Below are 26,407 nucleotides of genomic sequence, written 5' to 3' on the forward strand. Positions count from 1 at the left end.
AATGAAAGAAACAACAAGGGTATTTGCTATATATAAGGTGATTGCGTTAGCCATAAGCTTGGTTTTCATGCAGCAATATAGCAAGGAAGCTGTTTTTATAACAGGTTCAGCCCTTGCTTTTTTATGCATTTTTATAATAATGTATGCGCTTGATTTAAAGTGCAATGGGTGGAAAAGAGAAAGTCTAAAGGGTAAGTGGCTGGGGAAAGTAAATCTATTTTTAATTCTTCTTTTAGAGGGAGTATTACTCGGATTAGGAATAGAAGAATGGCAGCCTATTTTTATTGTATTAGGGATAGAACTTATAAGCTATTTAACAGAGGAACATTACTTCTATGGCTTGAGCGTAGCCGGGTTCATAGTGATGCTTGGGATTTACCCAGGGACTATTAACTTGGTTCTTATTAATATATTGGTATTAATAACCTTATTGATTACAATAAATGATAGTAAAAAGCTAAGTTTTTATAAAATACTTAATAGTGATCAAAGGGAACAACTGATTCACCTAGAAGAACAGATTAAAGATAATGAAAGGCTTTTTAAAACGATTAAATACTCAGCAGTCTTAGAAGAAAGAAATCGTTTATCAGCCAGATTGCATGACAAAATAGGGCATAGTATATCCAGTAGTATTATTATGTTAGAGGCAGCTATGCTTCAGATGAAGAAAGACCAAGAAAAGGCACTCATTAGTATGCAAAAGGCCACAGCTCATTTAAGAGAAGGTGTAGATGATATTAGGAAGGCATTAAGAGAAGAAAGGCCCATTAGAAGTGACCTAGGAAGTAATGATATTCAGCTTCTATTAGATGAAGCTAATGCAAAACATGAATTACATACTATTTATCGAACAGAAGGTAATCTAGAACAGGTTAACTTGGAATTATGGCAGTGCATTAAAGAAAATGTAGGAGAGCTTTTGACCAATGTATTAAAGCATTCGAAGGCTAGTGCTTTTACTGTGGAGATTAAGGTGATGACTGCTATGGTGAAGGTGAGCTACTATGATAATGGGGTTTGTAAAGGTAAGCTAATTAAAGGGTTAGGCCTAGAAGCAGTTGAAGAACGTACCATTAAATGTAATGGGAAATGCTTTTTTGAAATGAATGAAATGGGTTTTAAGGTGATAAATATCTTTTTAATTTCATAAGGGGGAATTTCTGTGATTCATATTGTTTTGGTAGATGATGATGCCATGATTAGAGAAGGGCTAAAAATGATTATAGAGACCCAGGAAGATTTTATTTTAGATTCTGTATGTGAAAATGGGGAGAAAGCCATAGAGGCCTGCAGACTTTATAAACCAGAAGTGACACTTTTAGATATCAGAATGCCTGGCATGAATGGTATTGAAGTTGCTAAGCTCCTTATAGAGGAGAACATTAGTAAACCATTGTTATTAACAACCTTTGATGAACCAGACTTGATTTTAAATGCCATGAAAGCAAATGTCTATGGCTATATTTTAAAAAGTGCTTCAGCAGATACCATGCTTTCTGCTATTCGAACAGTAGCTTTAGGAGGAAATGTTTTTCAAAAGGATGTTATGGAATTTATTACTTCTCAGGTATCAGAACAAAAGCAAAAGGAAAATCATTTATTTGATAGCTTAACAGAAAGAGAAGTGGAAGTAGCAGCGGCTATTGCAGAAGGCTTGTCTAATAAAGAGATTGGGAAAAAGCTATTTATTTCAGATGGCACTGTAAGAAATCACATTAGCGTTATTTTAAGTAAAACAGGACTTGAACATCGTACCCAAATAGCAGTAAGGTATTTGACTCGTTAAGAGGTGTAAGTCATTAAGGAGATGAAGGAAATGAATAGAGAAATGCTTTATAAACAAATGGAAGACTTAAAAGAAAAAGGACGTATAAAGGAACTATTTGAATTAGTAGAGAATGAACTCTTATCAATAACGAACATGTCTTGCACTTTACCATGTTATCAAGTATTGAAGGCTATTTCCTTTGAACAAATACCTTCTACACTCAGTAAATTAATAGTAGCTTGGTTAGCCTTTTTAAATGGTGATAATAACTATGCTTATGGCAATATGAAAAAGCTTGAAGAAGAAGAAATGACCAATAAGCAGTTAAAAGCTTTTTATTACTCGCTTCAAGCTTTAATGACCTTTAATACAGAAGCGAAGAAGAAGCTAGCCCTAGCAAAACTAAGTGTAGACATACTACCACCTGAGGAGAGTTCCTTATTTATGGCTAATGCCAAGCTTACCTATGGTCAAATGCTGGCAGGTTTCTTAAGGTATAGAGAAGCGACTAGATTATTTGATGAAGCTTATCGGATGTTTTTTAACCTGGGATTAGATTTCCCAGCTAGCGTAGCCCTTACAAACAAACTACTTAATTTATATTATCTAGGAGACATGAGAAGGGTGATTGAAGAAAGTAATCAAATATTGATTCAAATAGGCGATATGAGTGAGAGAGATAAGGGATATTGGGACATTATTTATTTACCACTTGGTATGTGCTATTTTCAAATGGGAAAGTTAAAACTGGCATGCAAGTATTTAAAATTAGCTAAAACGTGTATAGAAGATACACAAATGCTTCATATGCAAGGTGTAGTGGAGCCTTTTTTAATGAAGGCTTATTACTTGCTGGATGAACAAAGGCATATGCAAGAAGTGATGTCAGATCTTTTAGCTAGATTAGGGCATATGCATTATATTTATAGAGAACTATTTCAATGCTTGTACTATGTTTTAACAGAAGATACGACTTATACAAATAAAGAAGAAATAGAGGCAATGATTGAGCGCCTTGAAATGGAATTTACAAAAAATCATTATCAAGGGCAGTATCAAGTAGTGGAACTTTTACTCTTGCTTCAGCAAAAAGGGCTGAGCCATATTATAACCATTCCTTATTTATTAGATATGTTGAAAAAAGTGCGTTTTACAGGTATGAGGACACAGCTTCAAGAACTGCTTATTTTCTTAGCGGAAATTAACTTAAAAGCTAATAGGGAAAAAGAGGCTATCAGTTGTTTAAAGGAAGCTGTGCAAGTTCAAAGAGAAACAGGTATTGTAGCAAGCTTTTACTTATTGGGAAGAGAAATCCTACCTTTGCTAAAAAAGATAGATCAAGAAGTATACCTTCTCGTAGCACAATTTCATAAGGAGAATGAAACGAGTAAAGTAGGCATTAAAAAAGAAGAGTATCTTTTAACACCAAAGGAAAGAGAAATCTTAAGCCTAGTAGCAGAAGGAAGAAGTAATGCAGAAATAGGAGATCAGCTTTATCTAACGATTGGAACTGTTAAATGGCATATGAATCATATATTGGGAAAACTAGAAGTGAAAAATCGTATACAAGCAGTGAGTGAAGCCAGGAAGTTAGGGGAAATTACCTAACTTTAGTTAGGCGAAGGACGTTACCAACTTTGTTACAATGAAGGAGGTTTAACAAAGGAGGTAAGAAAATGGAAACTCTAGAAAGTCATTTTCATTTATGGTATGGTGTCATATTTTTTATTTTGCTTTATGGGATTGCTATTTTATTTGTGCCGTTTTATAAAAAGATGGATCGTAAACCAGCTACAGCTTACATGGCATTTGTAATTGCTTTTGCTATAGAAATGCATGGGATTCCTATGAGTATGTATTTTATTTCATGGCTTATAGGTAAGAGGCTTCCAGAAGGGGTATTATGGGGGCATACACTAGTAAATCAAATAGGATATTTAGGAATGTATCTCAATATCGCTCTAAGTATAAGTGGTATCATGATTATTGCTAATGGTTGGTATAATATCTATCATAAATATTGGGCAAAAGAATCAGGTAAAGGGAAAGTGGTTAAAACAGGCATTTATAAGTATATTCGTCATCCACAGTACACAGGCTTTATGATGATTACTTTGGGGATGCTATTAGAATGGGCGACACTCCCGATGCTTTTAATGTGGCCTTTTATTGTATGGCTTTATAATAGGTTAGCAAGAAAAGAAGAAAAGGATATGATAGAAGAGTTTGGTGAGGAATATCTCAGTTACATGGAAAGAACCAAGCGCTTTATTCCATTTGTAATATAAAGAGGAGAAATAGAAATGATACATTTTAAGACATTAATCATAGGGGTAGTAGGTCTTATAGTAGCAGTCACTAGTGGTTGTATGGCTGAAGAAGCAAGCAAGACGGTAGATGATATTTTAGGGAGAAGTTATCAGGAAATGAAGGTAAGTTCTACTTCTATTAATGAAGCAAATCGATTATTAACGCAAACAGTAGCTCAGAAAAAACAGAATGAGCCTCAAGGAGATAATTTAAGTCCAGCACTTAGCTTTGATGAAGTGGAAGGTGCTAACTGCTATGCTATTTATATGTTTGACAAAACAGCTAATCATTGGTTACATTGGCGTGCTATTGTAACGAATGCCACGGATTTAGAACAAGGTGCTTATACAGAAACAAAGGATTATATAGGACCCTATCCACCTAAAAGTAGAGACCATAGTTATTGTATAGAAGTTTATGCTTTAAAACACAAACCAACTAATGAGATAGGAAAGATGGATGGTACTAATTCTTATGAAAAGGTTGTTAAAGCACTTGACCATGTCAATGACGAGTCGGGAAATATACTAGGTTATGGCTCTGTCACAGGATACTATAAGCATGGAGACATGACAAAATAAAAATAATAGATATATTGAAATAATAAGGCCAAGAAGATAGTAACCATATTTTCGTGGCTTTATTATTGAAGGATAAAAAGTGACAAAATTTACTCAATAACCATGCTAAACTATTAAAAAAGATAGGAGGCAAGAGAAATGAAAAAGGGAGCAGTAGCTTTAATTGTAAGTCTTATGCTAATGACTATAGTATTTGCTAAAGAGCCAACAAAAGTATCAGTTGTTATTAAAACACAAACAATACAGTGTAATGGGGAAGCACAGAAGAAATTGGTTATCCAGCATAGAGGAACTACCTATGTACCATTAAGAGAATTAGGAAATCTGTTGAAGGTTAGTGTAAGTTATAAAGATGATACTATTATTGTAGGAAGTTCTCAAGCAGCAACTAGTGTACAAAGTACTGAAGTGGCTGAAGTAAAAGCACATATAGTGCAAGCAGAAATGAAGTATCAGCACTACCAGGGAAATAACGTGATGGGTGCAGGAAATATGATTATTTATAATGGTACTACCTATATGCCACTTCGAACCTTTGGAAAAATTGTAGATGCCGATATCTCCTATGAAAATGGGAATATTATCATAGGAACAGTAGGGAAAAAGGACAAAGAACTTAATCAATCTACTAATCAAACAAAGCCTGTTCCCCTAGGGACAGAGCAGTTAGTAACAGTAAAATCAGGATTAAAAGAATATAGTGCCAAGATTAAGATTAATGAAGTATTAAGAGGTGATGAAGCCTGGTCAGTATTAGAAGAAATAAGTAGTAACAAGCCCGCACAAGAGGGGAAAGAATATGTTTTAGTGAATTTTTTAGTGGAAGTGGTATCTGTACAGGATGAAGGCGTGGTAAGTTTTGGAACTAATCTGTCTGGAAGCGAAAGTACCAATATGAAAGGAGCAGTAAGATTATCCTACTATGACTTTATACCTTATAGTAACCAAAATACCAGATATGAGTCTCAATATGTAAAAATGCCATATACAGCACTTCAAGGAATAGTCAAATCGGGAGAACAATTAGATGCATGGGGTGTTTATGTAATAGATGAAAAAGATACAGCACCTAAATTACTATTTGGATATAATTTTTCAACTGCTACAGGTGGTACATGGTTTAGTTTGAGTTAAAGAAAAGAGTGATTGTGTATGTGTCAAAAGGAAACAGTATACTATAATCAATATGGGCAGATTGAAATAATAGAAGTAGTAGAGTCTCAGTTAAATTATAAGTTACATAACCATAGTCATTCATATACAGTTTTATCAGTCTTAAAAGGAAGTATAGAACTGAAACCAGAGCCAAACTATTTACTATTAAATAAAGGGGATATTTACTGTATAAAGCCCTATGAAGTACACAAAATTGCTTCCATAAAAGCGTATAGCTTAATAGCTATTATTTTACCAATTACCTATTTACAAGTAAAAGATGGGATTGCTATAAGAAAACAAGTCGAAAAAGGTTTAATGAAGACCTATCTTTATAGTCAATTAGAAGTTAATAAACGAAAAATTTTATTAGATTATATAGAGAATGTTAAGCAAGATGAAGCTGATTATGATTTTAATGAGGAGATAGAAAAGGTTATTCAGTGGTGTAAGCAACATCCAGAGAGATTTTTTTCGTTAGAGACGATAAGCAAAGAAACTTATTTTAGTCCCTATCATTATTTACGTACTTTTAAAAATCAAGTTGGGTTAACACCCCATCAGTTTCTGATTCAAAATAGAATTAGAAAAGCTCAGCAACTTTTAAGAGAAAATAGACAAGTAGCAGAAGTGGCTTTGCTTGTGGGATTTTATGACCAAAGCCACTTCATAAGACATTTTAAAGAATTAATTGGAATAACACCTAGTGCTTATAAAAAAGTATGTACTAACAAAGAGCAGGAATAAATTTAGCAAAGAGGAAGAGGCCTTCTTTACCTGCTATAACACGATGTGGAAGATTAGAGGGTAGAAGCGAAATAACTCCTGGGGTGTAGGTAAGTGTATTTTTACTAGTAATACAGGTGCCAGTACCATTAAGAATTTCATGAGTTTCAAATTGGATTTCATGAATATGAAGCCCAATTTCTTTGTGAGGGTCAATACGTACTAGGTGAAAGCTGAAAGCACCGTTAGTGTCTTTAGAAGTAATAAGGTGCTTCAAGGCAACACCATCAAAGGTGGGATGTGAAGACCAAGGGATAGAAGTAAAATCAATTGGTTTATCAGGTAAATACCCTGTTCCAGTTTCAAAGGCATTCAATAGATTCATCATAAACAACTCCTTTAATTTATTGAGTTTAAAAACCTTGATAATAGATAATATAACAGATAAATCCTAATATAAATTGTATAAAATTGCTGCATATTGGAGGTAAAAATGGAGGAGCTAGGATACCAAATAAGAAAAGTGTTAGTAGGAATAAGTCTAATAAGCGTAGCTTTATTGCTAGGATGTAATAGGATTAATACTCATCCAGAAACTATAAAAGAAAATAATTCAGGAACAGTGGTACAAGAAGAGGCTTTGATAGAACAGGCACCTATAGCTAAAGTAATAGATGACCTAGAGTGGAAATGGACGACAGATCCTAAGGAAGAAACCATGCTTAATGGGCAATTAATTTATCCTAAAACTTCTTTGTACTTAACAAGTAAGACAAATCCTACGCTCTGTATCGATTTAAAACATCAAGTAGTGGGGATTTACCAAGAAGATGAACAAGGAAGAGGCATTTATCCTAAAGATGCTTATTTACCTTTAAGTAATTGGTTTGCAGGCGGGGGAGAAAATATCATGATTAAATTAGAAAATGCTACGAGCTTTTATGTCATGGTAAATCCTGTTGAAGAAGGCACTCCAGATTATATAGGAAGAGGACCAAGTACGTCATGGCAAGATTATTTACCTATTGCCAAGGTGACCTACAAGTTAGATGAGAAGGGCAGTATAAAAGAAATGAGCGGTGAGATATATGAAGTAGATTACAGTGCCTTTTTCAAAGAGAGTAAGCCAGTTCCATTGCAACTTGAATATGCTGTATGGGAAAGAAAAACCAAGCATGGACCAAGTAGTTGGTATAGGCTTTATTTGAATTTAAAAACAAATCGAGAAGAAACCATAGATTTAGGTTTGTACTTATCTAAGCCTCAGTTAGTGGTTAAAGAAGAGATAAAGGATATAAAGTTGCCCAAGGAAACAATAGCTGTACTACAAGGAACATATGAGGAGCAGGAGCGTGTAATAAAAGAGTATTTTATACTTTATCTTAAAGATGATTATTTAAGGCTTCAATATACAGAGCTAAATAATGAAGAATTTACCTATACCAAAGAAATATATAAGCAGGCTGTAACAGATGGACAGGATATACAGTTAGGTGAAATGAAAGTACGAAGTCAGCCTTATATAGCGGATGAAGGATATCATCCTGTAGTGTGCAATGGGAGCTTGCTAGGTGGTTCAAAGGATAATAGGGTTTATTCTTATTTAGAAATGTGTCACTATATTCATCAAGATGAACATTATAAGGTTTATAGCCTAGAAAAGGGCTACATAAAGGAAATTGAACATTCTCAGTTTAGTTTAAAACAAGATAATGTGATCAATGCCAATTCCTATAGAGGGGAAATACAAATAGATGAAAAGATGCCTTATCTAGCAGTTAGTGGTACATGGGAAGCAATGCCTAGAATACCTAAGGCGCAAAGTATAGATAGTTATCAAAAGTTTTTCCCTAATGCTACAATTTTACAAAACTACCGTATTGATATTGAAGGAGACGGGCAAGATGAAGTGGTACTGATACTACAAGAAGAAGGAAATACAAAGCTAATACTTCGAAAAATAGGTAATGATGGCACTGTACATACTATGAGAGTGACTATTAATTTAGTTACAGGAGACAAAGGAAGGATTGTAGCTATTGCTGATGTGCAAAATGATGGTGTTATGGAAATAGTTGTTGAATCTGAAGAGTGGGGAAATCCAGGATATAAGGTATATGGTTATCAAAATGGCTCATTGTATGAAGTATTTGGTGATGTGGAAGATATACACTGTTGGCACTAAACGAAGATGTATTTTAAAACATAGATTGAGCCATAATAAGCAGAGTAATGTTTAATCATATAAAAAGGAGCATCATTTATGATCAGTCGTGTACTTTCTATACTTTTATTAACAACCTGCTTAGTAAGTAATAGTGGAAAGGCTCAGGTTATTCCTGCAGAGATCGATAGTTCTAGAGAAGCTGAAGTAATTAGGATTACTTTGCAAAAATTAGATCAAGTATTAAAGGATAAAAACGGTGTTCCTATGTTACAGGTTCAAGGCAATATCCCTGTAGTTACTATAGGAGGTAACCAAAAAGCTACTAAAAAGATGAATGATTTTTATCAAAATAAAAGGAAAGCTTTTGAAGTACAGCAAGCTATTGATTTTAAACAAGCCCAAGAGGATTATAAAGGGCGAAGTGAGGAAGAAAGAGCCTACTGGGAAGGTTATGGCTTAGGTATGAGTTATATGCCAGAAAGGCTAGATGAAAAGGTAATTAGTTTGATAGAAAATAATGATGAATATACAGGTGGTGCACATCCTAATAGTTGGCGTTATGCTCAAAATTTTGATCCTAATACGGGCAGGCGATTAACTTTAAAAGATATTACCACAGATGAAAAAGCAGCTATTACTTTTATTAATCAAGAGTTACTAAAACAAACTAATAAGTATGAATATAAAGAGTATTTTTTTGAAGGCTATGAAAAAAATATCAAGGATATTTTAACAGAAGATACTTGGTACCTTTCAGATAATGGGTTTGTGGTCATCTCTAACGAATATATTATTTCACCTCATGCGGTAGGTATTTTAGAATTTTCGATTCCTTATGAGGTATTCCCTTATTTAAAGAAAGAATATAGACCATTAAGCAAAGGAGTACCTAATGAAGTGACTTCGCCTATGGAAAATAAGGTATACTAAGTCGTTATATATAGGTTTGGTTTTACTAAGAAATGGTGTATGTATGAGTATATGATTTTGAAAAATGAGAGGGATAGAGCGCCTTAATTACCCCAAATAGCTATATGGATGTTAGAATAAAAGAGATATAAAGTACATCTTTTGTAGATAAATAAGATGTTAGGGAGGAGAAAATGAGTAAACAGGAAATAAACTATAATGAAAGGCGAGTCACTATCAAAGACATTGCAGAAAGCTTAGGGGTAAGCACAGCTACAGTATCTAATGTAATTCATGGAAAGACCAAGAAAATATCAGCCAAAACAGTTGAAAAAGTGCAGGAGCTTTTAGAGGTAAGTGGCTATATTCCTAATATGGCAGCAGTTTTATTAGCTCAAAATAGCTCTAAGATTATATGTGTTATGCTCTCAGATGATCAAAAATACAATGGACAAATGCTAAAGGATCCCTTTGTGAGTGATATACTAAATAGCTTATCTAAATGTCTTAATCAAAAGGGCTATTTTATGATGGTCAAGGAAGAATCACGTTTAGAACAGATTGTACAGTATGCTTCTATGTGGAATATGGCAGGGCTTATTTTAATTGGCTATTGTAATCAAGATTATCAAAGTTTAAGAGCAAAAATGCGCATCCCTTTTTTGGTTATTGATGGCTATGTGAATGAAGCTGAAAAATATTCAAATGTAGGTATTGATAATGAAGGTGGAGGCTATCAAGCAGGAAATTATTTAGTACATAAAGGTCATCGTAAAATTATGTTTTTATCAGATAATGATACTTGTGGCGATCATGAACGCTATATGGGCTTTAAAAGAGCACTTTTAGACAATCAAATAATAGTTATGCCAGAAGATTTTAAGTTATTGCCTTTTGATGAGAAAGAGCGTTTTGCTTATTATAAGCACTTATTGAAAGAAATAAAAAAATACACGGCTGCTTTTTGTGCGTCTGATGTATATGCCATTGAATGGATGAATTATCTTTTAGACCAAGGCGTAAAAATTCCAGAAGATTTTTCTATTATAGGATTTGATGATATTCAGCTAGATCAGTATGTAAGGCCCAAATTAACAACTATCAAACAAGATATGAATAAAAGAGCAGAAAAGGCTATAGAGCTACTTGAAGCGCTGATAGCAGGAGATGAAGCAATAGCAAACGTGGTACTTCCCACCTCCTTAGTGACAAGAGAAAGTGTAAAAGATATAGGTGATAAGTGACAAAAAGAAGTTGCTTTTTTTAGTTTAGGTTACGCGCTTAACCTGTTGATATATTCAGGTGCTATAGTAAAATAGGAGTATCTAGATAGGCTTTGCGCAAATGCCTCTAATAAAGAGGTGATGGTTTTGAAAAAAGAAAACACTACGTTTTATAAAGAACTTAAAAGCATTGCTGTGCCTATTGCATTGCAATGTGCTTTTCAATCTTCATTTAGTTTGGTTGATCAAATAATGGTAGGGCAATTAGGAAGTATTAGTATAGCAGGAAGTGGTATAGCTGTTAAATACAGTAGCCTTGTGACGGTTACATTATCTGCTATTTCAACTGTTGCTGCTATTATGATTGCGCAATATTGGGGCAATAAAGATGAAGAAGGGATGAATGTAAGCTTTTTTTCCAATTTATATATTGCTATAGGAATTGCTATTTTATTTTTAATTCCTTCATTAGGAATGACCAAGGATATCATGAGGATTTATACAAAAGATACAGCTATTTATTTAGCAGGTGCTAAGTATCTTTGGATAATAGCTCTAAGCTTTGTGCCAATGGCCATTACTATGGTTATTTCTGCGCTATTAAGAACCTTGGAAAAAAGTAAGTGGCTATTATATGGAAGTATAGTGGCTATGATGCTTAATATAGTAGGCAATTATTTCTTTATCTTTGGAAACGGTTCCTGCCCTGAAATGGGCATCGAAGGAGCTGCTTTAGCAACTCTTATAGCTAGAGTAGTTGAAATGAGCTTACAAATTGGATTTATTCTAGTACTCAAGAAAAAGAAACAAATCATACTTAAACCATTAGTACTTCCTAGTAAAGCGTTCTTAAAAAAGGTAATTATTATTGTTCTTCCCATCTTGGCGTGTGAGTTCTTATGGAGCTTGGGAGAAAATATTTATGCAGGTATTTATGGAAGATTAGGTAGAGATGCTTTAGCTGCGATGACATTAACTAGCCCAGTACAAGGCTTATTAATAGGGTTGTTTAGCGGCGTATCAGTAGCAACTGTTGTTATGGTAGGTGGTAGATTAGGAAAAGATGATTATGAAGGCGCTTATGCAGTTGCAAGAAAGCTTTTAAAAATAGGTGTTATAGGTTCCTTAGGAATTAGCATAATTTTATTGATTTGTGCCAGATTTTATGGAAGGCTATTCAATGTAACTGAGGAGGTAAGTCAGCTTACTTGTTATATTTTGTATAGTTTCAGCTTCGTTTTATTTGCCAAGATTGCCAATATGATTTTAGGTGGGGGTATTTTAAGAAGTGGGGGAAATACAAAATTAACTTTAATTATAGATATAATAGGAACTTGGGGATTTGGTATTCCCTTAGGCTTTTTAGCAGCTTTTATCTGGCATTTACCTATTTACTTAGTTTACTTTATCTTATCATTAGAAGAACTAGTACGTTTAGGGCTTTCTCTTATTTTATTTAAAAAGAGGAAGTGGATGAAGAATATTACATAGAACTAACAATAGGAAGTAAGGAGGCCTTTAAGAATGGAAATAATGAAGGTAAATGAAAGAGATTATGAAGTGGTGAAGCTTTTAGGTAAAGGAAAGGGCGGCTACTCTTATTTAGTAAGAAATGAAGAAAAAAGCTATGTGCTTAAACAAATTCATCATGAGCCTTGTGAGTATTATCAATTTGGAAATAAACTTGAATCAGAGTTAAATGATTACCAGAAATTATTAGCTATTGGTATTTTAATGCCTACTTTAATAGAAGTAGACCAGAAGAGAGAACGTTTGCTTAAGACATTTATTGATGGTGAAACCATATTTGAATTAGTGCTTAAAGATCAAATGAAATCATCTTATTTACAACAAATGCATAAAATGTGTAAAGTGCTTTATGAAGCGAAGCTGAATATTGATTACTTCCCTACTAATTTTGTGGTACAGGAGGGGTTGCTTTATTATATTGATTATGAATGTAACAGCTATATGGAGGAGTGGAACTTTGAAAATTGGGGAGTTCATTATTGGAGTAAGACTAAAATATTTTTAGATTACATAGCAACACATTGATAGTAAATGTACCTCTTAAGAAGATAGAATGGGAAGAAGGGTTGAAAAATTATAAAAAATATAATACAATTAATATGATTAATATGATTTTTATTAATTAAAATGTTGGTAAAAAGAAAGGAAGGTATAATATGAATTTAAAGGGAACTAAAACAGAGAAAAATCTACAAGAAGCATTCTCAGGGGAGTCACAGGCAACAAATAAATATACATATTATGCATCAAAAGCTAAAAAAGAAGGCTATTCTCAAATTGCAGCTTTATTTGAAGAAACTGCTCGTAATGAAAAAGAACATGCAAAGCTTTGGTTTAAATTACTTCATGGAGGCATTGGCTCAACAGAAGAGAACTTAAAAGATGCTGCAGGTGGTGAACACTACGAATGGACAGATATGTATGCTACTTTTGCTAAAGAAGCAAGAGAAGAAGGATTTGACCACATTGCCTTTTTATTTGAAGAAGTAGCTAAGATTGAAAAAGAACATGAAGAACGCTACTTAAAACTTCTAAGTAACCTTCAAGGAAATACAGTATTCCAAAAAGACGAAGAAATAGTATGGATTTGTAGCAACTGTGGACACATTCACAGAGGCAAAGAAGCACCAAAAGTTTGTCCTGTATGTGCACATCCACAAGGTTATTTTGAAGAAAGAGCAACTAATTACTAATAATAAAATAGGTTCTGTTAGATAAAATTGCGGATATAATCTCCCATAGAAGATTATATCCGCAATTAACGAATTTCTTTATTCAGCTAAAATCATAACGGTATCTAAGTTCTATAAGAATACCCCTACCAAAAAGTGAATATGTTGGTAGGGGTATTGAGTATTATTTAAGGTTGAGCATATTTCGGAGATAATCAGCACTAATTTGAATACTCCTAATCGGATCATTATCTATCCAATTTTTATGAGTTTCAAGGATAATGCCTTCTACACCATTTGCTAATGCAATTGATGTGAGAGTATCCAAATCTATATTTCCCGACCCTAATTCAGTCGCATCTTCTGTTAGTATCGGAGTCATATATGGTCCAGACTTGGTACACCCACGATCATTTATATGCCATAATTTCATTCTATCTCCAAGTTTCTCCATTAACGCATAAACATTAGCCCCTCCATCTGCTATCCAATAGCTATCAAACTCGAAGTTAATATATTCAGGATTAGTTTCTTCAATAAGAATGTCATAAGCTGTTTTAGTAGATGTTACCTTTTGCAGTTCACAATTGTGATTATGATAAAGCAGCTGAACCCCTTCATCTAAAAGAGCTTTTCCAGCGGCGTTAAGACGCTGAGCAAGCTTTGTTACTTCGCCTAAGTCGCTATAATCAAATCTATACATACCAGTTATAACCACAGTATTTGTTCCAAAACTTTTAGCTTCGTCTGCTACAGCCTTTGCGTCGTTTTCTATGCTAGAAAGATTACTGTGCAGACTTATTACTTTGAGTCCACTTTCTGCAATTAGTTTATGCCAATCGAGTCCACCGCCATCTCCAATAGGCATTCCAGAAAACTGAGTCATTAGTTTAACTAGTAGTGATGATTTATGGATCATAAAATCATTTAATTCAATTGCATCATAACCTGCGGCCTTAATATTTTGCAATGTCTGCAAGGCATTGTCATAGTTGTTGCATAATGACCCTATCATAATCTGTTGGACAGCTGTTGGAATGTGTTCAGCATTTGTAATAGTGCTAACCACCTCTTTATCATGTGCTTTAAGTATTTTATTAACTTGGTGAGTTTTATATGTTTTATAACCAGCAATAAATATCAGCATACCCATTATAATAAATAGGAAAATGCTTATTATGTTTCTAATAATTTTTTTCATTTCATAACTCCTTTTAGTAGTGTATCATATATAATAATATCAACATCTGTTGATTTTACAATCGACAAATAATACTCAAATGTTGATTTTAACGGAGGAACTATGACAGTGAAAAGTAACATTAGTAAGAGAGTGCTCTTAACAAAGGGTTTGGTACAGAACGCTTTGATACAAATGCTAAAAGAAGCTAAAATAAACAAAATAACTATACTAGAATTATGCCAAGTAGCCGGAATTAATCGTACAACATTCTATAAATACTATGGAAGTCAATATGATGTATTTGATGAAATTGTTAAAGAGTATTTACAACAAACATCATTTACTGTTTTAGAAAATCTTTCAGATGGTAAAAGTGGTTATGAATGTTTAAGAGAAACTCTGCAATATATAAAGGATCATCATGAATTTGCAAAACTTATGCTGCAACAAGATCATTATAGTCTACTTTCTAATATAAAGTATTTATTCCCGCAATTTGATGATATTATAATCAATTGCTTACCAGAAACATTAGATATAAATACAAAAAATGCTATTGCTACCTATGTTCAACATGGGTCAGTCAGTATCCTTAAGGAATGGGTCCTATCTGATTGCAAGGTGTCTCCAGAAGAAGAAGCTCAATTAATCTTATATATTGCTGGAAGATCAATGAGTATTCAATAAAGTTGATATTTACGATGAGTTAGTGACTATATAACTCATCTTTTTATATTCTTATAACTTATAAAAACACTGCCCCTCTGCCTCGATAAGTTTCTATTCTGGTATCTACGCAAGGGATTACACTATGAATAAGTATATTTTTGCTGCGTACAACTTCCTTTTCATCACAAAATAATTGGAGCCATTTGAACCAGCAGAGATAGTTGATAAGGAACTTTGTAGATACCCCTTTAAAACGACGTATCCAAGCTTTATACAGGCTGTGTAATGCGTTAAGGTGATTAATATGATAAATACCCTCTTTGTGCCTGCCACGCTTAATCTGCTTATGGTTCAGTTTGAAATCTTTAGCAAACTGAATGTAAGACTTATGCGAATCCGTACATATAATGGAGCCTTGTTCAATACGTCCTTCAAATAGACGTTCTAAGTCCTTGCTTGTAATCCTTCCGGTACATACAGGCTCAAGAATAATATTATTGTTACGATCTATTGCAGTAGCAATACATACCTGCTCATAACTGATACCACGTACCTTTACTTGCCCGCCTCTATGTCTTGCAGGGCGGGGCATAACAAATCCACTCTTCTTATGGTTCCCTTTGTAGCTGTATGCTTGAAAGGTTTCATCCATTTCCACAACGCCTTTAACTGCACCTGTCCCCATATATTCACGAATACAATCCAAGAGCTTATGTCTCATATAGAATGATGTTTTAACGCTAACCCCTACATGAGCAGCACATTTCCTAATACTTAGTCCGAGCAACATACATTTAGCATACTCCATCCATTTAGTTAATGGGAGTTTTGTGCATGATAAGACCGAAAGCGTTAAATCATTGAAGTTCTTTTTACAATCCTTACATTTATAGCGTTGCTTATCCCCTAACTTGCCATTTTTAACAACAGCAAGAGAGCCGCAATGCACACAGACTTGACCGCCATTGAAACGATGTTCTTTAAACTCAGTCTGAATATCTTTGGACATAAATTGAAGAGATAGTATCTCTCCTATAAAGTTAAATAATTCTCTTAGTTGTCCATCAGAAAGTGTTCGAATATCGTTAATTAACTTATTGAAATCTGTCATATACGGCTCCCTTAAAAAGTTTAATAGTTAAATTATACCATTTATTGGGAGTTCTATACAAATGTCCTCAAGTATGTCTAACAGAGCCATAAAATAAAATAAAAATGCAAAGCCTAGTAAAATAAGGCTTTGCATTTTTTTATGTATAATATGGAGCTTTCTTTTGTAGTACTTAGGCAATATAGTAGGAGAGAAGACAACATAGCTTGATTGAAAAGGCAGTGGAAGAACGATACAATTAAAATGATTAAAAGTACTAGTAATGCATTGCTAACAAGAAGATGGAGGAAAATTCAAATGGTATTATCTACATATCAAGTCAAAGAGATAGAAGCATTAAAAATACTAGGAAGAACTGCTAATAAAAAACAACCACTTACCTTGTTCTGGACAGGAAGTGGAATAGAATGTCATATAAGGGCAGCAGAGCTTTGGATAGAAGTAGAAGCTGACTACAGTGCCTATGAGCCTTGGATAAGTATTGTTATTAATGGTACCTATGTAAGTAGAAGAATGGTAGAGAAGGGAAGAAGTTGGATTTGCATTTTTAGAGGAATGAATCCAGAGGTTATTAAACAGGTAAAAATCATTAAAGAAGTACAAGCTATGTCAGGAGACGAAGATCATCTACTTCAGATCCATCAGCTTAAAACAGATGGTAGCTTCTTGCCAGTAGAAGAAAAACCTTACAAATTAGAGTTTATAGGAGATAGTATTACATCAGGAGAGGGAAGTATAGGTGCTAAGATAGAAGAGGATTGGATTTCAATGTGGTTTAGCACTGAAAATAATTATGCCAGAATGACAGCAGATGCTTTAAGTGCAGAATATCGTCTTATTTGTCAAAGTGGTTGGGGGGTCTATAGCAGTTGGGATAATAATCCTCATGCAGCTGTGCCACTTTATTATGAGAAAGTATGCGGCCTATTAAATGGCAAGAGAAATGAGTCACTAGGAGCAAAAGAAGAGAATGATTTTAAGGCATGGCAACCTAATGCCATCATTGTTAATTTAGGAACCAATGATGGTGGCGCTTTTAATTCACCAGCTTGGAAAGATGAGCTGACAGGTGAAAGCTTTAAACAACGTTTAAATGAAGATGGCTCTTTTAACAAAGAAGATATTGAGTGTTTTAAAGAGGCAGCAGTCACTTTTTTACATAAGCTAAGAAAATATAATAAAGAAGCTTATATAGTATGGGCTTATGGGATGTTAGGGGATGTTATGGCACCTTTTATAAAAGAAGCTATAGCAACTTATGAAAAGGAAAGTGGAGATAATAAAGTAAGTTTTATAGCGCTACCAGATACGACAGATCAAACAGTGGGAGCAAGGCAACATCCAGGAGAACTTTCACATAAGCAAGCTAGTGAGGTTTTAGTATCATATTTACAAAGCATCTTAGTTTAATACTTTCCATAACCTTTAGGTAGGCCGTAGGTCATTTACTTAAAGGTTTTTTCAATCTATCTAAAAGCATAGATAGAGCAGACAAGGATGTTATTGATAGGATAATGGTCAAATAGTAGCTACACATGTATATTATGTTACGAAAAGTAAATAATAAGATTGAATATTTATAAAAAGGTGATATAATAGAAAAACACCTTAGAAATGGAAATAAGCGGCTGAAAGATACGACGGCTTGGTAGGCATATCTACTAAGCTACTTTTTTGATGTCTAAAATGCAGAAAAGGAGAGTATATGAAAGCAGAGGAACACAAGGATTATAAAGAAGAAGCACATCAGTTAGAATTAACTAAGGCATGGATTACAGCTCAAAGTGAGACATTAAAGGAAGAAGGTCAGACATTAGAACATGAAATTGCAAGCTTGCGAAAAGAGGTAAGTAGTGCTTTTGATGAACGTTTAGTTTTGAAACTTCAGATGAGGCAAGGGCTAACAGAGGACTTAAATAAATATAGCCAAATACAAGCAGCACCTTATTTTGGAAGAATTAACTTCAAAGAAAATTTCACAGACAACTTAGAGGTTGTTTATATTGGTAAGTTCGGACTTTATGACAGTGAAAAGGGAGATATGTTAGTCTTAGATTGGCGTACTCCTATGGCTAACATTTACTATAGCGGTATTGATGAGGATGTAGCTTATAAGGCGCCTGATGGCATAGTAGAAGGTAAAATGCTTTTAAAGCGAAGATATGTCATAGAAGAAGGTAAACTCACAGAAATTCATGATGAGAAATCCTTGCAGGATAATTTAAAAGACAGCTTGCAGCAAGGAACGGGCTTTTTAATGGATGCTTTAAATAAGTCTACTAGTGGACGTTTAAAGGAAATTGTAGCCACTATTCAGCAGGAACAAAATCAAATTATAAGAAGTGAAAGCTTTTTGCCAGTAGTCGTTCAAGGTGTAGCTGGGAGTGGTAAAACGACTATTGCACTTCATCGTATGGCTTATCTTATTTATAATCAGCAAAATCCTAAAGCAAAATATATGGTAGTAGCACCTAACCAATTATTCTTAAAATATATCTCAGATATATTGCCTGATTTAGGAGTAGAGCATGTGGTTCAGACTACCTTTGAAGCTTGGGCACTTGATAAATTAGGAAAAGGGATTAAGCTAGGGAAACAAAGAGATAAGTTAGATACTTTATTAGTTGAGGCAGAGGAAAAAGCACAAATCTTAGCTTTAGCTAGCAAATTAAGAGGCTCCATTTTATTTGCTAAAATAATTGATAAAAAGTTAAAAAGACTAGAAACTAGTATTATTGCACCAGAGGGGATTCAATATGAGGGGATCACTATAGTAAGCTATAAGGAACTTCAACATATGTTTCTAGTAAGTAATGGAGGTCTCCCTTTAATGACAAGGGTAAAGCTATTAGGTGATTATATTAAGAAAAAGCTTCAAGACAAGCAAGCAGATATTAAAGAGTTGATCGAACAAATTTATGCTAGAAAACTAAAAGCACTCAAAGCTTCAGTGACAGATATAGAAACTGTACGTCAAGAAATTATTGCTCTTTATGATGAAAGAGATGAAAAAATCAAAGATATTAAAAAGTGGTCTATAGCTTATACAAAAGCTTATATCAAAAACATTGCTTTACCATCTGCACCTACTTTTTATCAGCAGATGTTTGAAGAAGAAAGTCTTTATAAATGGCTAGAAGGAAAAATGCCGGAGGAAGCACTTAAATCAGTTATTGTTTTAATACAAGATCAGCTTAGAAAACAATTTTTTGAAACAGAAGATTTAGGGCCACTTGTTTATATTCAAAGTCAGCTTTATGGTCTAGATGATGAAAGGCAATATGCGCATATCGTAGTAGATGAAGCACAGGATTTAGACGAAATGAAATTATTGGTGCTTAGAAAGGCTTCAACCAATGATGCCTTTACGTTAGTAGGAGACTTAGCACAAGGCATCTATGGTTATAAAGGAATTAATAATTGGCAAAGAGTCATGGATAGAGTCTTTGAAGGAAAGAGCTATCATTATTTTGAGATGACTACGAGTTATCGTTCTACCATTGAAATTATTGAATTAGCCAATAAGGTACTAGGAGCAAATAAGGATCGCCCCGTTTTATTAGCTCAGCCGGTTTTTAGACATGGACATAGGCCAGAGCTTATCCACTGCATAAGCGAAATGGACAGAGTAAATCAAATTTATAATAAGATTAAAGTTTATGAGGATCAGGGCTTAGTATCCATTTGCGTGATTACTAAAGATCTTGCAGAGGGTGAAGACCTATACCGTGCACTTAGAAAGAAAGGTCTAGAAATAGAATGGCTGCAAGATGAAGAAGAACAGTATAACGGACAAGTAGCAGTGATGCCAAGTTATTTAACTAAGGGATTAGAATTTGATGCTGTTTTACTTTATGATGTGAGTGCAAGTAAGTTTAAGGCAAAGGATTTAGATATTAAATTACTTTATGTCATGATTACGAGGGCACTTCACGAATTAAGTATGTACACCATAGACTTACCGACAGAGCTAGTAGCATCCTGCTTGTAACCGATGAAGTTGCTATTATAATTAGAAATTTGTCGTGGATTTTACGGACTATTTGGGCAAAACTGAGATAGGGTGGCTACCTGCCGTGGTTCTGCTCCGCATTTTCAGTAGACACTAAGTTCACTTTACTTATAGCAGATAGAGACAACAAAAATAGCTCTTCAAGTATAATAACTTGAAGAGCTATTTTGTGCTCCAGACTCTTGAAATGAACTTTCACAGCTAGCTAAATAGACCTTAAGCAAGGCGCAAAATGGCTCCTCAGCACGTATGCGTTATAGCGTAGTGCCTACTAAGACTAGCGATGAAAGTTAAACCAATGAGTGAGGAGCTCCTAAAAGTCTCGGCCGGTGCACCCTATGCTAGGAAGCTAAGACCTTAAGACTCTGGTTTGAAACTTTATTTGATAATGAGATGTATAAAAACATTTAAAACAACTTATAAGTGGCGCCTTCCTTGCAGCACACCAGTGAACATCTTCCTTAAGTCCAGAGGTACCTATAACAATAGATTGAGACTTGGCTGACCCGGTCAGTTCCTCAGGTTGAAGCTGTGGTAATTATGCCGTGGGAAGTTATTTATTTTGTTTTTACACTTATGTATATGTATTCAGGAAGCCGAATCCCTAATAAAAAATGAAAAATACTTGTCGTTATGCCTTCTTTCCCTACTTCGTCACTGTCCTTAAAGTTTATGATGTCAATAACATTTGTGAAAATGAGGGGGAGGACTGTCTGGAAGAGTGACTTGGGAGAATTTTTTAGAGGCACTTGGCGAACGTTTTGGATGGGTCTTAGCACGAGTGTTTGACCACCGGGAGTTTTCGTGCGTTCATCCAAATAAATGAGCCTAGTGCCTCAAAAAATTTGAACCGGAACTCTGGAAGACAGCCCTCCCCCTCATTTTCTTCCAAACGTTATTCTCATAAACGCCAAGGCAAATTTCTATTTGTATGATTGAATAGGCTTAGGCTATAAAAGGTCTAAGTTAACGGAAGAATAATGTCGATATATATCATAATCTATTGATGTATGAGATAAATAAGAGAGAATGAACACTGGGAGGAACTGAGATGGCACTAATAGCTAGAGATAAAGAATTAAACCAAATGATTGTGTATTTAGAAGCAGTCATAAGAGGAGAAGCACCTTTAAAGCCTAATTTTAAGAATGCTAAACACAATCGCCTTTTATATATATTTGAAGAAATTTTAGAGCTGAATAAAAACTATATGACTATAGCACTAGAAATATTAAAAAAGAGTGCGAGCTTAAGTGAATTTGATGTTAATATGAAATTTTCTTCTAATCAATTAAAAGATATTGTAGCAACAATGATTGAAGGCAGTTCTAATAATATGACTATGATTGAGGAAACTGCTACTAGTTTTAATGAAATGACTAATGCTGTAGAGCAAGGTACAAAAAATATTAGTTATATTAGTGAAGAGTCTCATCATTTAGTAAAACGTAGTCAAGATAATATCGCACATATTCATCAGATTTCTGAATTAAAAGAGGCCATTGGAGAAAATGCGAAGATTATGCTAGATAAAGTTACCGTTTTAAAGGATATGTCAGCTAAGGTAGATGAAATGGTAGATGGTGTAAGAAGCATTGCTGAACAAACCAACTTATTAGCTCTTAATGCCAGTATAGAAGCAGCTAGAGCAGGAGAACAAGGTAGGGGCTTTGCAGTAGTTGCTGAGGAGATTAGAAAACTAGCAGAAAGTACTAAACAAAAGCTAGAAGATATGCAAGGCTTTACAGAAGGTATCAGAAGTGCGACAACAGAAAGTATTAAAAGTGTTGAAGTGACTCATGTATCCATAGAACATATGAGTGGAACCATTGATACAGTGACTCATAGCTTTGAAGAAAGTGCTAAGGGTGTAGAACAGGCTATGAAGGAAATCAATCAGTTAAGCTATACGATGCAAGAAATGAATGCCTCACTTCAAGAAATGAGACAAGCTGTTTCAGTTATTAGAGATGATTCGGAGCAAATTAGTAATATGGCAGAAACTATTGGGATAGAAGCAGACCGCAGTGCTACTCAGTCTGAAAAAATAAGTGAAATAGATCAAAGTTTTTCTCATTATATAGAAGAAATGGTAAGCAGGCTCAATAAAGGAATACGTCCTATGAGTAATGAAGAATTTATAGTAGTTATTGACAAAGCCATAGCTTCGCATGAAGGGTGGGTTAATAAATTAAGTGATATGGTACAAAGCAGATGTATCGTGCCACTACAAACCAATGGAACAAAATGTGAATTTGGACATTTCTATGGTGCTTTAAAAGTAGAGCACAGTGCACTTAAAGATAAATGGCAAGCGATTGACCCGGTTCATAAGGCACTTCATCAGAAAGGTCATGAGGTGATTCGTGAACTACAAAAGAATGGTGGCGGTAGAGCAGAAAGTTTAATGGAAGAAACCAAGAAAATGTCCAAACAAATAGTCCAAGGTTTAAGTGAAATCAAGCAAATGACTAAGTCGTTAACAAGTCAAGGAGAAAAAGTATTCGATAGTATGATACTAAATAAAGCGTAGCAATAAGATAGAAAAGATAGTGATGGTGATGATAACAAAGTGGCGAAAGAAGCCTGTTATCATCACTATTTTCTTGTAGGTAAAAATATGTAAAAAGTATATTGACAGTGGTGTTTAGTAGTGATAAAATTTAAGGTTTGGTTTTTTGGGGTAAATGTGCTATAATGATAATAGGAATACAAAGAAGTAAATAATCTTGGAGGTGAAATAGATGTTTAAGGTTGGTGATAAAGTTTTTTGCCCTTTAAGAGGGGCGGGTATAGTTGCAACAATTGAAGAGAGAAAAATGCTAGATGAAACGAAAGAGTACATTATTATTAAGCTTCAATCTTCAAATACAACAGTTATGATTCCTACTGATAAAGTAGAAGCTTCTCATTTTAGATTCGTAAGTGATGAAACAATGACTAATGAAGTATTAGAGAAGTTAGCTGACAAAGAAACAGAGATTCATGCGTCTACTGTACTCAAGCAGAGAATGAAGGTTAATAAAGAAAGATTAATGGCAGGAAGCTTGGCTGATTATGGAGAGGTTATTAGAGAATTAACACATATTCAAAGGGGTAAGGCACTTAATGCCAGTGAAAATGCCATGCTTATGGAAGCAAGAAAATTCTTGGCAGATGAACTAAGTTTAATCAAATCTATTTCCATGAAAGAAGCAACAAAGTTATTAGATAAGGTTTTGGCATAAAAAAGCAGTTTAAACATATGTTTAAACTGCTTTTTTATAGTTATGCATTTAAGCTTGTGCAACTAATTTACTAAGTTCAATAATGGTCTTTGTAGCTAGAAGCATATGATTTACAACAGTAAACTCGTATTTACCGTGATAATTATAAGCACCTGTGAAAATATTAGGGCAAGGTAAGCCATTAAATGAAAGTCTTGCGCCATCCGTACCACCACGAATAGGTTCATGAAGTGGTGTAACGCCTACATTTTGAATAGCTTTTTCAGCTAAAGCCATAACCCTTGGATGTTGATCAATAATCTCTTTCATATTAAAATAACTATCTTTAAGAGTAACCTGGATAGTGTCTTTACCATATTTCTGATTAAGTTGGTCAGCAAGAGAAAGCATCATAGCTTTGCGTGCTTCAAACTTAGTTTTATCATGGTCTCGAATAATATAATGGAGTTCAGTATGTTCCAGAGTACCTTTCATATCATGAAGGTGATAGAAGCCTTCATGTCCTTCGGTAAGCTCTGGTACTTCATCAGCAGGCAAAAGACTTTGATATTCACAAGCAATGGTTAAGCTGTTTTTCATTTTACCCTTAGCATCACCAGGGTGTACACTAATGCCTTCAAAAGATACTGTAGCAGAAGCTGCATTGAAGTTTTCGCACTGAAGCTCACCTACTAAACCACCATCTATGGTATAAGCAAAGTGAGCATTAAATTTTTTAACATTAAAGTAATCTACACCTTTTCCAATCTCTTCATCAGGGGTAAAACCTATACGGATAGTTCCATGAGGAATTTCCGGATGATTAATGAGATATTCTATAGCTGTTAATATCTCAGCTATGCCTGCTTTATCATCGCCGCCTAGAACAGTAGTACCATCAGTTGTAATGAGCGTTTCACCAATAAAATCATTTAAAATAGGAAACTGCCCAGGGCTTAAAGTCACCCCGGTTTGAGCATTGAGAATGAGGTCACCCCCCTTGTAGTCTTTAACGACGTGAGGTTTAACATTTTTACCTGAGTAGTCAGGCACAGTATCCATATGGGCGATAAAGCCAACGATATCTGTGTCGTATGTTACATTACTAGGTAAAGTAGCCATGACATAGCCATATTCATCTAAGGATACATCTTCAAGTCCTAAGGCCTTACATTCCTCTAATAGCATTTTAGCAAACTCTAACTGTGTTTTTGTACTAGGAAAGGTGGTACTTGTGTCATCAGACATTGTATCGATTTGAACATATTTTAAAAAGCGATTTATTAATTTTTCTTGCATTTAAAGTCCTCCTTTACTGTCTTTTACTCTAGTATAGACATATTTGCAGATTTTCATCAAGTAGCTTTAGCTACTATATTTTTAATGAAGGATTAATGAATAATGATTTAAGACTATGATATAATACATTTAAATAAATGTAAGCGGAGGAAAATATGGCTAGTTTCAAAGCAATCTGTATAAAAGGTGGAGAAGGTATTGCTCAAGGTGACATTGTTAAGGCATGGAAAAGCTTTAATATCATGTTTTATAGAAAAGCATTTAGGTTTAAAGTAGGTATGTCACCTGAACAATTTTGGGAGCATTTTGTTTGCTTAAATCGTTATTATATAGTTGAAAAACCTACCATAAAGAGACGTTTTAGAAGACCAAAGAAACAATTTTTAAGAGTGGAGTTCCCTAATATTTCAGAAGAACAGCTTATTTTATTATATAATTATGCTTTCTCATATATTGAACTTATTAAGCAAAAAAATCCTGATCTTATTCAAACTTTTAATTATAGTATTGTATCTACACTAGAGAAATTAGAATACCTTTATGGTGTTCTTTCACCTTATGAATTTAATGAAGCAGTCAAAGATTCAGAGCAAGTATTTAAAGGAATATATAAAACAGCAATTAGTCTGGAACTGCAGACTTTCCCACAAAACATGAATTATAGCCAAATGCTTCAAAACTTTAAAGTGGATAATCAAATTCTAGGTGAATTTTTTAAGGAACTTAATAAATCAGAATAATGCGTTGGTAGAGGGAAAAAGTTAAATAATAATAATTGTAAAGTAATAATAGATTGCATATAGGTGATAAAAAGATTACAATAAAGATACTAGTTTAATATTATAGAATAGAGACAAAATGGAAAAGGACATAAAATTAGAGCATAAGGAGATTGAGCCATGATAAAAAGTAATTTATTATCAAGAGTAGAGACTATGCAATTTGTTTTACCGGAGCATTTGAATGGTATGGGGAATATGCATGGCGGAGAAATAATGAAGTTGATGGACAATACAGCAGGTCTGGTGTTTGTAAGACATGCAGAAGGAAATGCTGTAACGGCAGCTGTTAATGATTTAAAAATGATAAAACCTATTCCTGCTAAGTCAGTGGTTAGATGCGTAGGAGAATTAATAGAGACTGGTAGAACTTCCATGAAGGTATGTGTACAGGTTTTTATAGAAGATGTACAAACAGGTAGTACAACTTTAGCTTCAGAGGGATTATTTATTGGTGTGGCTGTTGATCAGGCAGGAAAGCCAAGGGAAGTAGCCAAAGTAAAAATTGAGAAAACAGCTTAAATAAAGAAGAAACGGTTTATACATAATGAAGGCTTGGCTTTGGATGAAGACAAAGAGCCGTAATGTGCAATAAGCCGTTTTT

At 34.2% G+C, this 26,407-nt stretch carries 24 protein-coding genes; 20 read left to right on the forward strand and 4 right to left on the reverse strand.

All coding sequences use genetic code 11. The annotated features are described in order from the left end of the window. The first annotated feature begins 1 nt into the window (after window position 1). The 7 genes from QTL86_RS00950 to QTL86_RS00980 all read left to right on the forward strand — a co-directional run bounded on the left by QTL86_RS00950 (window position 2) and on the right by QTL86_RS00980 (window position 6,564). Complete coding sequence (locus tag QTL86_RS00950) at window positions 2–1,153, forward strand: sensor histidine kinase (protein ID WP_410496237.1); 1,152 nt, start codon at window positions 2–4, stop codon at window positions 1,151–1,153. A gap of 12 nt (window positions 1,154–1,165) precedes the next feature. Beyond that, the gene (locus tag QTL86_RS00955; RefSeq protein ID WP_410496238.1) at window positions 1,166–1,789 is read left to right on the forward strand and encodes a response regulator; all 624 of its coding nucleotides are present in this window, start codon (window positions 1,166–1,168) and stop codon (window positions 1,787–1,789) included. Between the two features lie 30 nt (window positions 1,790–1,819). After that, on the forward strand, window positions 1,820–3,379 hold the full coding sequence (locus tag QTL86_RS00960; protein WP_190283398.1) for a response regulator transcription factor: 1,560 nt from the start codon (window positions 1,820–1,822) through the stop codon (window positions 3,377–3,379). 68 nt (window positions 3,380–3,447) lie between these two features. Further along, complete coding sequence (locus QTL86_RS00965; RefSeq protein WP_410496239.1) at window positions 3,448–4,059, forward strand: methyltransferase family protein; 612 nt, start codon at window positions 3,448–3,450, stop codon at window positions 4,057–4,059. A gap of 15 nt (window positions 4,060–4,074) precedes the next feature. Then, a complete protein-coding gene (locus QTL86_RS00970) occupies window positions 4,075–4,662 on the forward strand; it encodes a hypothetical protein (protein ID WP_127067481.1) in 588 nt (195 codons plus the stop codon). 138 nt (window positions 4,663–4,800) lie between these two features. After that, window positions 4,801–5,796, forward strand: coding sequence for a stalk domain-containing protein (locus QTL86_RS00975; protein ID WP_410496240.1), 996 nt, complete (start codon window positions 4,801–4,803; stop codon window positions 5,794–5,796). Between the two features lie 18 nt (window positions 5,797–5,814). After that, the gene (locus QTL86_RS00980; protein WP_410496241.1) at window positions 5,815–6,564 is read left to right on the forward strand and encodes a helix-turn-helix domain-containing protein; all 750 of its coding nucleotides are present in this window, start codon (window positions 5,815–5,817) and stop codon (window positions 6,562–6,564) included. Here QTL86_RS00980 and QTL86_RS00985 read toward each other — a convergent pair. Continuing rightward, a complete protein-coding gene (locus QTL86_RS00985; RefSeq protein WP_410496242.1) occupies window positions 6,545–6,931 on the reverse strand; it encodes a cupin domain-containing protein in 387 nt (128 codons plus the stop codon). The genes QTL86_RS00980 and QTL86_RS00985 overlap by 20 nt on opposite strands. A 105-nt stretch (window positions 6,932–7,036) precedes the next feature. Here QTL86_RS00985 and QTL86_RS00990 point away from each other — a divergent pair, with 105 nt between their 5' ends. From QTL86_RS00990 to rbr, 6 genes are all read left to right on the forward strand, one after another. Continuing rightward, entirely contained in the window at window positions 7,037–8,728 is a 1,692-nt protein-coding gene (locus QTL86_RS00990; RefSeq protein ID WP_410496243.1) for an FG-GAP repeat domain-containing protein, read from the forward strand. Window positions 8,729–8,806: 78 nt separating this feature from the next. After that, complete coding sequence (locus tag QTL86_RS00995; protein ID WP_410496244.1) at window positions 8,807–9,640, forward strand: DUF3298 domain-containing protein; 834 nt, start codon at window positions 8,807–8,809, stop codon at window positions 9,638–9,640. 173 nt (window positions 9,641–9,813) lie between these two features. Beyond that, complete coding sequence (locus QTL86_RS01000) at window positions 9,814–10,863, forward strand: LacI family DNA-binding transcriptional regulator (RefSeq protein WP_410496245.1); 1,050 nt, start codon at window positions 9,814–9,816, stop codon at window positions 10,861–10,863. Window positions 10,864–10,983: 120 nt separating this feature from the next. After that, entirely contained in the window at window positions 10,984–12,333 is a 1,350-nt protein-coding gene (locus tag QTL86_RS01005; protein WP_410496246.1) for an MATE family efflux transporter, read from the forward strand. A gap of 33 nt (window positions 12,334–12,366) precedes the next feature. Continuing rightward, window positions 12,367–12,897, forward strand: coding sequence for a hypothetical protein (locus tag QTL86_RS01010; protein WP_410496247.1), 531 nt, complete (start codon window positions 12,367–12,369; stop codon window positions 12,895–12,897). A 131-nt stretch (window positions 12,898–13,028) separates the two neighbouring features. Next, window positions 13,029–13,565, forward strand: coding sequence for a rubrerythrin (gene rbr, locus QTL86_RS01015; protein WP_410496248.1), 537 nt, complete (start codon window positions 13,029–13,031; stop codon window positions 13,563–13,565). A 163-nt stretch (window positions 13,566–13,728) separates the two neighbouring features. Here the strand turns inward: rbr and QTL86_RS01020 are convergent, their stop codons facing one another. Then, on the reverse strand, window positions 13,729–14,697 hold the full coding sequence (locus QTL86_RS01020) for a sugar phosphate isomerase/epimerase family protein (RefSeq protein WP_410496249.1): 969 nt from the start codon (window positions 14,695–14,697) through the stop codon (window positions 13,729–13,731). A 150-nt stretch (window positions 14,698–14,847) separates the two neighbouring features. Here QTL86_RS01020 and QTL86_RS01025 point away from each other — a divergent pair, with 150 nt between their 5' ends. Then, window positions 14,848–15,414: a TetR/AcrR family transcriptional regulator gene (locus QTL86_RS01025; RefSeq protein WP_410496250.1), complete on the forward strand. Its 567-nt coding sequence runs from the start codon at window positions 14,848–14,850 to the stop codon at window positions 15,412–15,414. Window positions 15,415–15,472: 58 nt separating this feature from the next. Here the strand turns inward: QTL86_RS01025 and QTL86_RS01030 are convergent, their stop codons facing one another. Then, the gene (locus QTL86_RS01030; RefSeq protein WP_410496251.1) at window positions 15,473–16,507 is read right to left on the reverse strand and encodes an IS1595 family transposase; all 1,035 of its coding nucleotides are present in this window, start codon (window positions 16,505–16,507) and stop codon (window positions 15,473–15,475) included. Between the two features lie 297 nt (window positions 16,508–16,804). On the opposite strand from QTL86_RS01030, the gene QTL86_RS01035 reads away from it, so the two are divergent. The 4 genes from QTL86_RS01035 (at window position 16,805) to QTL86_RS01050 (ending at window position 23,746) form a co-directional block, all read left to right on the forward strand. Beyond that, entirely contained in the window at window positions 16,805–17,917 is a 1,113-nt protein-coding gene (locus QTL86_RS01035) for an SGNH/GDSL hydrolase family protein (RefSeq protein ID WP_127067475.1), read from the forward strand. 295 nt (window positions 17,918–18,212) lie between these two features. After that, window positions 18,213–20,498: an RNA polymerase recycling motor HelD gene (gene helD / locus QTL86_RS01040; protein ID WP_410496252.1), complete on the forward strand. Its 2,286-nt coding sequence runs from the start codon at window positions 18,213–18,215 to the stop codon at window positions 20,496–20,498. A 1,072-nt stretch (window positions 20,499–21,570) separates the two neighbouring features. Next, the gene (locus QTL86_RS01045; RefSeq protein WP_410496253.1) at window positions 21,571–23,052 is read left to right on the forward strand and encodes a methyl-accepting chemotaxis protein; all 1,482 of its coding nucleotides are present in this window, start codon (window positions 21,571–21,573) and stop codon (window positions 23,050–23,052) included. Between the two features lie 211 nt (window positions 23,053–23,263). Then, complete coding sequence (locus QTL86_RS01050) at window positions 23,264–23,746, forward strand: CarD family transcriptional regulator (RefSeq protein WP_013658146.1); 483 nt, start codon at window positions 23,264–23,266, stop codon at window positions 23,744–23,746. Window positions 23,747–23,794: 48 nt separating this feature from the next. On the opposite strand, the gene pepT is transcribed toward QTL86_RS01050, so the two are convergent. Continuing rightward, window positions 23,795–25,024, reverse strand: a complete 1,230-nt coding sequence (pepT, locus tag QTL86_RS01055; protein ID WP_410496254.1) for a peptidase T — start codon at window positions 25,022–25,024, stop codon at window positions 23,795–23,797. Between the two features lie 155 nt (window positions 25,025–25,179). Here pepT and QTL86_RS01060 point away from each other — a divergent pair, with 155 nt between their 5' ends. Continuing rightward, the gene (locus tag QTL86_RS01060; RefSeq protein WP_013658144.1) at window positions 25,180–25,764 is read left to right on the forward strand and encodes a hypothetical protein; all 585 of its coding nucleotides are present in this window, start codon (window positions 25,180–25,182) and stop codon (window positions 25,762–25,764) included. Window positions 25,765–25,923: 159 nt separating this feature from the next. Next, the gene (locus QTL86_RS01065) at window positions 25,924–26,325 is read left to right on the forward strand and encodes an acyl-CoA thioesterase (RefSeq protein WP_013658143.1); all 402 of its coding nucleotides are present in this window, start codon (window positions 25,924–25,926) and stop codon (window positions 26,323–26,325) included. Window positions 26,326–26,407 lie beyond the last annotated feature (82 nt).

It is taken from the genome of Cellulosilyticum sp. ST5, assembly GCF_046529625.1.
Taxonomy (GTDB): Bacteria; Bacillota; Clostridia; order Lachnospirales; family Cellulosilyticaceae; genus Cellulosilyticum; species Cellulosilyticum lentocellum.

What these genes read in the sequence shown, in the direction of transcription:
- QTL86_RS00995 (WP_410496244.1), top strand. Translation starts at nt 8,807, where the DNA reads ATGATCAGTCGTGTACTTTCTATACTTTTATTAACAACCTGCTTAGTA.
- QTL86_RS00965 (WP_410496239.1), top strand. Translation starts at nt 3,448, where the DNA reads ATGGAAACTCTAGAAAGTCATTTTCATTTATGGTATGGTGTCATATTT.
- helD (WP_410496252.1), top strand. Translation starts at nt 18,213, where the DNA reads ATGAAAGCAGAGGAACACAAGGATTATAAAGAAGAAGCACATCAGTTA.
- QTL86_RS01020 (WP_410496249.1), bottom strand. Translation starts at nt 14,697, where the DNA reads ATGGGTATGCTGATATTTATTGCTGGTTATAAAACATATAAAACTCAC.
- QTL86_RS00990 (WP_410496243.1), top strand. Translation starts at nt 7,037, where the DNA reads ATGGAGGAGCTAGGATACCAAATAAGAAAAGTGTTAGTAGGAATAAGT.
- QTL86_RS01065 (WP_013658143.1), top strand. Translation starts at nt 25,924, where the DNA reads ATGATAAAAAGTAATTTATTATCAAGAGTAGAGACTATGCAATTTGTT.
- QTL86_RS01035 (WP_127067475.1), top strand. Translation starts at nt 16,805, where the DNA reads ATGGTATTATCTACATATCAAGTCAAAGAGATAGAAGCATTAAAAATA.
- QTL86_RS01045 (WP_410496253.1), top strand. Translation starts at nt 21,571, where the DNA reads ATGGCACTAATAGCTAGAGATAAAGAATTAAACCAAATGATTGTGTAT.
- QTL86_RS00970 (WP_127067481.1), top strand. Translation starts at nt 4,075, where the DNA reads ATGATACATTTTAAGACATTAATCATAGGGGTAGTAGGTCTTATAGTA.
- QTL86_RS01010 (WP_410496247.1), top strand. Translation starts at nt 12,367, where the DNA reads ATGGAAATAATGAAGGTAAATGAAAGAGATTATGAAGTGGTGAAGCTT.
- QTL86_RS01060 (WP_013658144.1), top strand. Translation starts at nt 25,180, where the DNA reads ATGGCTAGTTTCAAAGCAATCTGTATAAAAGGTGGAGAAGGTATTGCT.
- QTL86_RS01000 (WP_410496245.1), top strand. Translation starts at nt 9,814, where the DNA reads ATGAGTAAACAGGAAATAAACTATAATGAAAGGCGAGTCACTATCAAA.
- rbr (WP_410496248.1), top strand. Translation starts at nt 13,029, where the DNA reads ATGAATTTAAAGGGAACTAAAACAGAGAAAAATCTACAAGAAGCATTC.
- QTL86_RS00950 (WP_410496237.1), top strand. Translation starts at nt 2, where the DNA reads ATGAAAGAAACAACAAGGGTATTTGCTATATATAAGGTGATTGCGTTA.
- QTL86_RS00975 (WP_410496240.1), top strand. Translation starts at nt 4,801, where the DNA reads ATGAAAAAGGGAGCAGTAGCTTTAATTGTAAGTCTTATGCTAATGACT.
- QTL86_RS01050 (WP_013658146.1), top strand. Translation starts at nt 23,264, where the DNA reads ATGTTTAAGGTTGGTGATAAAGTTTTTTGCCCTTTAAGAGGGGCGGGT.
- QTL86_RS01030 (WP_410496251.1), bottom strand. Translation starts at nt 16,507, where the DNA reads ATGACAGATTTCAATAAGTTAATTAACGATATTCGAACACTTTCTGAT.
- pepT (WP_410496254.1), bottom strand. Translation starts at nt 25,024, where the DNA reads ATGCAAGAAAAATTAATAAATCGCTTTTTAAAATATGTTCAAATCGAT.
- QTL86_RS01005 (WP_410496246.1), top strand. Translation starts at nt 10,984, where the DNA reads ATGGTTTTGAAAAAAGAAAACACTACGTTTTATAAAGAACTTAAAAGC.
- QTL86_RS00980 (WP_410496241.1), top strand. Translation starts at nt 5,815, where the DNA reads ATGTGTCAAAAGGAAACAGTATACTATAATCAATATGGGCAGATTGAA.
- QTL86_RS00985 (WP_410496242.1), bottom strand. Translation starts at nt 6,931, where the DNA reads ATGATGAATCTATTGAATGCCTTTGAAACTGGAACAGGGTATTTACCT.
- QTL86_RS01025 (WP_410496250.1), top strand. Translation starts at nt 14,848, where the DNA reads ATGACAGTGAAAAGTAACATTAGTAAGAGAGTGCTCTTAACAAAGGGT.
- QTL86_RS00960 (WP_190283398.1), top strand. Translation starts at nt 1,820, where the DNA reads ATGAATAGAGAAATGCTTTATAAACAAATGGAAGACTTAAAAGAAAAA.